Origin of the sequence: Accumulibacter sp., assembly GCF_029255285.1 — a bacterium.
GTDB lineage: Bacteria > Pseudomonadota > Gammaproteobacteria > Burkholderiales > Rhodocyclaceae > Accumulibacter.
Window position 1 is genome coordinate 82,027 of sequence record NZ_JAPUVI010000055.1, and the last position, 6,355, is coordinate 88,381.

The window sequence follows — 6,355 nt, forward strand, 5'->3', positions numbered from 1 at the left end:
TAGCCATATTCACTGCTCGCGAGCAGCCTGAGGAACTGATGACGACGATCGAGGCCGTCATCGCGGCGTCGGTCGAACCGAGTGTCGTCGACGTCATCGTCAATGGCAACGAAAGCCTTGCCACCGAGGCCGCCGGCCTCCTCGCCCGGCGCTTCTTCCCGACCGACTCGCCGACGGTCAGGATCTGGTCGACGCCGTTGGGAGGCAAGGCACATGCCTGGAATCAATATGTCCACCTGATCTGGCCAGGCAGCCGGTTCACCTTCTTTGTCGACGGTTACGCCCGGGTCAAGGACGATGCCTTTCAGTTGCTCGCGGCGGCGCTGCCGGCGGTGCCGGCAGCGCTTGCCGGGACGGGAGTCCCGTCGTCGGGAACGGATGTGGTCCGTGCCCGTACGGAGCTGCTGAGCGAAGGTGGGCTGCGAGGTGCCTTCTTTGCGTTGAAGAAGCCGGTGATGGACGAGTTGCGGAGCCGGAATATTCGCTTACCCCTGGGGCTCTATGGTTTCGATACGCTGCTCGGCGCCATTCTGGCCTTTGGCCTGGATCCGGCGCGGCACGCCTGGGACGTAAGAACTCATATTTTCGTGCATCCGGACGTGACGTGGACAATCGAAGAGAAAAAGTGGTGGCGGTATGCGGTGGTAAAGACGCAGTGGCGACGAAAACTCAACAATGCACTGCGTGCCCTGGTCGTGCAGGCAACCAAGAGGTTCCTGTCTCAGCGCAAGATGCCGCCTGAACAACTGCCGCCGACCATAGAGCAGTTCGTACTCGGCTGGATCGAAGAGTGTCCGCAGCAAGCACGACAGACTCTGGCGGGATCGCCCCTCCGGAGGTGGGAAGTCAGGAAACTTCGTCGGCCGCGGGACTGGTCTCTCGCCGCGCAGGCTCCGAGGCTGGTCTACGCCACGCGGGAGTCGGCGCCGCAAGCCTAGTTCTACTTTGGCAGTTGCTCTTCCAATCCGCTGTGGGGTGGGCATAGTGGCTGGCCTGCCATGGGCGGATTCCATGGTTTGACGCCGCCGTCAATGCCTGCCGATGATGGATGACGTAAGCTCTTCGTCGGTGACGATCCTGGTGGACAAGCGATGGTGCATGATCCCCGCCAAATCACGGCGGGAGAGCGGTTCACCCGTATCGTGATGCAATCCTCGAGTTAGCCTATTGCCATAGTTACTTGTAAGCGTGAGAGAGGTGCGGTTTCGGCTGCGGTTTTCGAGGTCGGGAGCGATTGGGGACGAACTTCTGGAGGTTCAACGCGATCTCCTCGAGGATCGGCTTGGGGCGGCGAGCAGTGGCGGTTGCCGCCAGGAGCCAACGGCCGATCTGTCGTTTGATCTTGTCGATTTCCAAGGTGCGGTCGATCTTGCAGGACGAACCGGGATCAAGGAGGGCATCGGTGGCAACATAGGCGGCCAGCGCATTGAGATTGTCGAAGACCGCTTTGGCGCCGAAATCCTGGCGCGCCGCATGCCAAGACAAGCCGGAGGTAGGCTCCAGTTGCAGCCGATGCTTGATCCGTTTGAACGCCTCTTCGATCCGCCAGCGACCGTGGTTCAGCTTGGCGAACGCGGCGGCGGGAAATGCCACCGGATCGAGGAGCGAGGTCATCAGCACATGCCCCGTCCGTTCGGTGTCGTTACTCGCACCAAGCGAACCGTGGTCGGCGTGGCCGGGCAGTCATAGTCTTGGCATCACGGGCATTGGGCGCGCGCAAGACGACGACCTGCTCGTGTCGACCGGACGGCAGGAACTCGCGTACCACCTTGAATCCTCTCGACAGACGCTGATTGACCTCGCCGAACACCAGCGCACTGATCTTGTAACGCGCTTGGTAGAAGGCTTGAGCGGTGACCTCACGGACCGAGTCGGCGCGATTGCGCAGGTTGGCGAAGAACTGATCGAGTTCCCACTGGACGGCGGCGTGGACGCTGGAGAGCAAAACACTGACGATGGTTGGCAGGGTGAGAGTGCGGCGGCGGGTGAAGTGTTTCGGGTCGAGGCGAGCCACTTCAAGGAACTCTCTTCAAAACAGATACTTGGGGAGCTTTCCAAGTATATTGCCATATTCAAGCCGTCATGCGAATCTTATTTATAAACAATGTGTTACAGCGCCATTTTGCCGCGGGAGTACGGGCCGGCACAAGGTGCTCTGCGAAATAGGCAAAGACGCCAACTTGTGAGGATTGGACCTGCCTCGCCCTTGTCGGTCTGCTCTGGAAAAAGGTTCGCCGATGTCTGAGAAAGGCCTCGACTTCGTCAGCGTCCACATCTTCACGGATGGCGTTTATGATGGAAAAGCGTGAGTCGCGTGGACCATTGGACATACCGGGCTTCGGTTCGGATACCATAGCGCTTCCGCCGTATGCGGCGGCGAAGCTGGTCGGGCAGCTTGGCTGGCGAAGGTGTATTTTGCGTCTCGTCAGGCGCGTTCGTCGTTAGCACCTTTCGAGAAATCAAGAGGCTACAGAGGATGAGACGTAGTATACACCTTGTGCTGTTTTTTATACACCACTTTTGGTGTCTACTTCACGTTGGGCAGCACCACAGGGCCGCATGCGACAATCCAACATCACCATGCCGAGACTAATATCGTGACGACAAATAACACACGAAAATTCAAGGTTCTATCGCTATTCTCAGGCGGGATGGGCCTCGACTTGGGCATCGAATCGACAGGGCATTTTGAGATCGTGGCCTGTGTCGAAAAGGTGCCAACCTTCTGCGACACGATACGGCTTAACCAGCGCAAAGGGCGGCTTCCGGAGCACCTTAAAGTCATAGAAGCGGATATCTCTCAGCTTTCACCACAAGATGTGCTTGAAACCGTCGGTTTGCGGCCCGAAGACATCGACGTGATTGTCGGCGGCCCCCCATGCCAATCGTTTAGTACGGCGGGAAAGCGAGGCACCACACAAGACCCTCGTGGAACCCTTCTATGGGATTTCCTGCGCTTTGTTGAGCACATCCAGCCCAAGTTCTTCTTGATGGAGAACGTCCGGGGACTGCTTTCGGCGGCGTTGAAACACCGCCCGATAGCAGATCGACCGGAAAAGGGCGGCCCACCTTTAGACGAGGATGAACAGCCCGGTTCCGTCGTTCGATTGTTCGCAAGAGACCTCGCCAACCTCGCCGGGGCGGGTTACCACCTAGACATCTACGAAGTTAACGCCGTCAACTACGGGGCTCCACAGATTCGTGAGCGAGCTTTGTTCATTGGCAATCGACTTGGGCTTCAGGTTGACTTTCCGCCTCCGACGCACGGCCCAGAAGACCCAGCCCTATCAGACGAAATTCAACGTGGCTTGTTTGAACAGGCGAGGTTGTTACCGTGGAAGACTATTGGGGACGTGATCGGAACCCTAAAGGACAACAACCCAACCGTGCTCGATTTCAGCCCTAGAAAGAAGAAGTACCTCGACCTTGTTCCACCGGGCTCCAACTGGAGAAGTTTGCCCGAGGACTTGCAGCGGGAATCCATGGGAAAAGCGTGGCATGCAAAAGGCGGTCGCTCTGGCTGGTGGAGGCGATTAACGTTTGATCTTCCCTGTCCAACGCTAGTAACAATGCCAAACCACGCCAGCACTGCGCTTTGTCACCCTGTCGAGACGAGAGCACTATCGATCCGTGAATACACCAGAATTCAGGAGTTCCCGGACGAATGGGAATTCTGTGGCACGGTCGCCGAACAGTACACCCAGGTGGGCAATGCCGTTCCAACTCGTTTGGGCATGGTTGCTGGTGGTGTAATCGCTGACCATCTTCGCCGTGCCCACCACATTGATATCAGCCGTAAGCAGCCGCGTCCGACAGAACCTCGGATCATCTACCTTCAATCTCACGTCCGTACTCGGCAATGGTTCAAAGATGGTAAAGCGGTCGTTTGGGATGACGACGAGATTAATGGCGGCGCAGCCTATGGAGCGCCCAAGACGGTAAGAAAAATCAAAGGGCTTCGATAATATGGCACGGCGACACAACGGCCTTCCCCGTCCCGCCGGAAGGCGTCTTTCCAAGGCTAACCTACTGCTCCAGCTTGCCTCAGTCGATAGCTCAGATGAGAGCCGTCAACGTGTGCTCGCGATGGAAAACCAGTTTCGGCGGAAGATTGATTCGCACATCACGTCCCTGCCGGAAGGTGATGCACAGTTTCAGAAGTTCAACACCAGCCCTTATGTATTGCTGATCCATGCACGAAATAGAAGTTACACGCGGATCAGCGAAATCGAGAACGACATTCTTCCCGCGAAGCAGTTTTCTTCGATGGAAACGTCAGCCGGCCGCATGGTGGAGGAAGTCGCGCTTCCTGTGTATGGTTGGGAGTGTGTCGCAAGCGAAATGCATACGAGCAATTCCGCTCTCGACGGCCGAAAGATTGAGCAGCGTCTCCTGAGATTGGCGACGTTGAAGAGCGGGCCGCGCTGCTTGAACGACGAAATGAGCGAGAATTTCGCCGACGCGATTCTCAATCATTACCGAGCGTGGTCCCAAGAAGCAAACCGCACTCGGCTTGACTTCACGTATGGCGTCCTCTACGGAACGCCCATGACATCCAACAAGAAGGACTGGCATATCCTTCGGAATATTCGAGAGAAGCGGGGGGGTGTCCTCACTGTTGATCCTGCTGACAGATGGAATTGCGCGTTTCAGGAACGGGGGATTTCCGTTGACGTAACGGTTCGCATAGGGCTCGATTGGTGGGAGCATTTGGGAGGCCCGAACTGCTTTATCGAGGTCTTTTCCGCTCTCATCCGCGCGTGTATTGCGCCCGGAACCCCTGATCCCGCCGCGCATCAATATGTCATTGCTGACCTACATGACATTGTTTCTACTGCCTCAGTAGGCCGCGACTACAACGTGTCGTTACTACAGCGGAGCCAGCTTCCATGGCTGTTTCTTATTGCTCGTCATTTTTGTGACGAATTAGCCGAGTGATGCCCAACCCTGCGGTCAACCGGACCTTGCGCATAAAGCCGCGCAAGTCCGGTTACCTTGAACGTTAGCCCTCTCGGGCCGAAAGGTGCCGCCGCTCATGCACAGTTCCAACACCTGGCCAGCCATCTCGCGGCTATGCGCAAGCGCCCCATTCAGCAGTTCGTTGTACTTCTGCTCAACTTCGCGCAGTCGCTCAACTTCTTCGCGTAGGTCTTCCAGTTCGCGCTGCATCCGCATCACATCTTTGGCAAACATCAATGCTGTGTTCATCCTGTTCCCCTTAAAAGTCAGTTGTCGTAACACGCAGAGGGCTAACCCTGCGTTCCAGCGGAGCTACGCGGCGATGCCGCTTGCCCGCTGAACTCCACGTTGGGGTTTTAGTTGTCATCCCAAACTCTTTACTCAATAGCGGCGGCATGTTGTGGGTTCATCTCCGCAATCTTCTTTGCTGTTGGCTCCGCATTTACATCACAGCAGAAGATAGTCGCCTTGTCCGGCACATACTGGAATTTCAACCCGGTATTCGCTGCCGCAGCAGTTTCTCAATCAACACAGTACGCAATTGGTGCGCTACTGCTTTTCGTTGCGTTTCTCCTTCAAGTTGTGGCAGCTTTAGCTCCCCCAACCATTCCTCAAGCGCAGTGTCCAGTTCTTGCAAATGCTTGGTTGTTTGTTCTCTCCATTCTTGCTGTAATCGGTCTTCCAGCTTGGTTATCCTGCGTACTGCTAACCAAATGGCGGCTGAAGAAAGTCCTAGAAGAATTATCAGTAACCACGCAGTCATGATTTGCCACCCCCCCAACACTGCGTTCCAGGGGACGGTCTGCAAGCTGCGCTTGCATCCAGCCCCTGAACTTCAACGTTAGAGGGCATGTGGACCAACTGCTCGAGGCCATCACCGCAGTTCGCTATTGGCGCGTACTGTTATGCGTCCTGCTAAGTGTTGCCGTTGCGGTGGCCGCTTCGCACGCGCTGTCGTGGTTCACCGGCGCTGCGGGTCTGGCGCTGGTGCTGGTTGGGTTTGCCTTTGGCCTTCTGTGGCACGGCCGAGCGGCGGTTGGCCTGGCGCTATTTGCGTCCGTTGCAGAGCCACCGATTTCCCGGCCCGTTGCCGCGCTTGGGCTCGCGCTCATTGGCTTGTTCTGGGGTGGCCTGCTCAGCGCTTTCGCCAGCTCGCCCGTCACAGGCGGTTTGCTACTAGCGGCTTGTCCGTTCGCCGTCGCTGTGCTCAGGGCGGCGCTTCTCAAGCGCCGGCCTCATTGGGCGTACGCCTGCTTTGCGTCCTTTGCGCTTCTCGTGGGCTTTGCGAGCACGCTCGCCCTGCGCGCCGCAAGCGCGCAAGTGCCCCCTAACCCTTCGCTCCACCTGACGTTCGCCAGCCCGCTTCGCGGTCTGTCGCCCGCAGGTGAGCTCAAAC

General features: G+C 57.4%; 7 protein-coding genes and 1 pseudogene. 5 read left to right on the forward strand and 3 right to left on the reverse strand.

What is annotated here, in order from left to right:
• The first annotated feature begins 38 nt into the window (after positions 1–38).
• Positions 39–938, forward strand: a complete 900-nt coding sequence (locus Q1M07_RS07840; protein WP_300452762.1) for a hypothetical protein — start codon at positions 39–41, stop codon at positions 936–938.
• Positions 939–1,176: 238 nt separating this feature from the next.
• On the opposite strand, the gene Q1M07_RS07845 is transcribed toward Q1M07_RS07840, so the two are convergent.
• Both Q1M07_RS07845 and Q1M07_RS07850 read right to left on the reverse strand, forming a co-directional pair.
• Positions 1,177–1,614 carry a transposase gene (locus tag Q1M07_RS07845; RefSeq protein WP_366984014.1) on the reverse strand — a complete coding sequence of 146 codons (438 nt, stop codon included), beginning with the start codon at positions 1,612–1,614 and terminating at the stop codon, positions 1,177–1,179.
• Between the two features lie 28 nt (positions 1,615–1,642).
• The gene (locus Q1M07_RS07850; RefSeq protein ID WP_300452764.1) at positions 1,643–2,014 is read right to left on the reverse strand and encodes a hypothetical protein; all 372 of its coding nucleotides are present in this window, start codon (positions 2,012–2,014) and stop codon (positions 1,643–1,645) included.
• 583 nt (positions 2,015–2,597) lie between these two features.
• Here Q1M07_RS07850 and Q1M07_RS07855 point away from each other — a divergent pair.
• The gene (locus Q1M07_RS07855) at positions 2,598–3,965 is read left to right on the forward strand and encodes a DNA cytosine methyltransferase (RefSeq protein WP_300452766.1); all 1,368 of its coding nucleotides are present in this window, start codon (positions 2,598–2,600) and stop codon (positions 3,963–3,965) included.
• 121 nt (positions 3,966–4,086) lie between these two features.
• On the forward strand, positions 4,087–4,938 hold the full coding sequence (locus Q1M07_RS07860) for a hypothetical protein (RefSeq protein ID WP_300452768.1): 852 nt from the start codon (positions 4,087–4,089) through the stop codon (positions 4,936–4,938).
• A gap of 15 nt (positions 4,939–4,953) precedes the next feature.
• Here the strand turns inward: Q1M07_RS07860 and Q1M07_RS07865 are convergent, their stop codons facing one another.
• Complete coding sequence (locus Q1M07_RS07865) at positions 4,954–5,208, reverse strand: hypothetical protein (protein ID WP_300452770.1); 255 nt, start codon at positions 5,206–5,208, stop codon at positions 4,954–4,956.
• Positions 5,209–5,319: 111 nt separating this feature from the next.
• Between Q1M07_RS07865 and Q1M07_RS07870 the strand changes: the two genes are divergently transcribed.
• Together Q1M07_RS07870 and Q1M07_RS07875 are read left to right on the forward strand one after the other, a co-directional pair.
• The gene (locus Q1M07_RS07870) at positions 5,320–5,724 is read left to right on the forward strand and encodes a hypothetical protein (protein ID WP_300452772.1); all 405 of its coding nucleotides are present in this window, start codon (positions 5,320–5,322) and stop codon (positions 5,722–5,724) included.
• Positions 5,725–5,811: 87 nt separating this feature from the next.
• Positions 5,812–6,355, forward strand: a pseudogene (locus tag Q1M07_RS07875) (hypothetical protein); the annotation flags it as partial.

Bases quoted from the DNA above. Each gene is read 5' to 3' on its own strand.
- Q1M07_RS07840 (WP_300452762.1), top strand. From the start codon at position 39: ATGACGACGATCGAGGCCGTCATCGCGGCGTCGGTCGAACCGAGTGTC.
- Q1M07_RS07845 (WP_366984014.1), bottom strand. From the start codon at position 1,614: ATGACCTCGCTCCTCGATCCGGTGGCATTTCCCGCCGCCGCGTTCGCC.
- Q1M07_RS07860 (WP_300452768.1), top strand. From the start codon at position 4,087: ATGGAAAACCAGTTTCGGCGGAAGATTGATTCGCACATCACGTCCCTG.
- Q1M07_RS07865 (WP_300452770.1), bottom strand. From the start codon at position 5,208: ATGAACACAGCATTGATGTTTGCCAAAGATGTGATGCGGATGCAGCGC.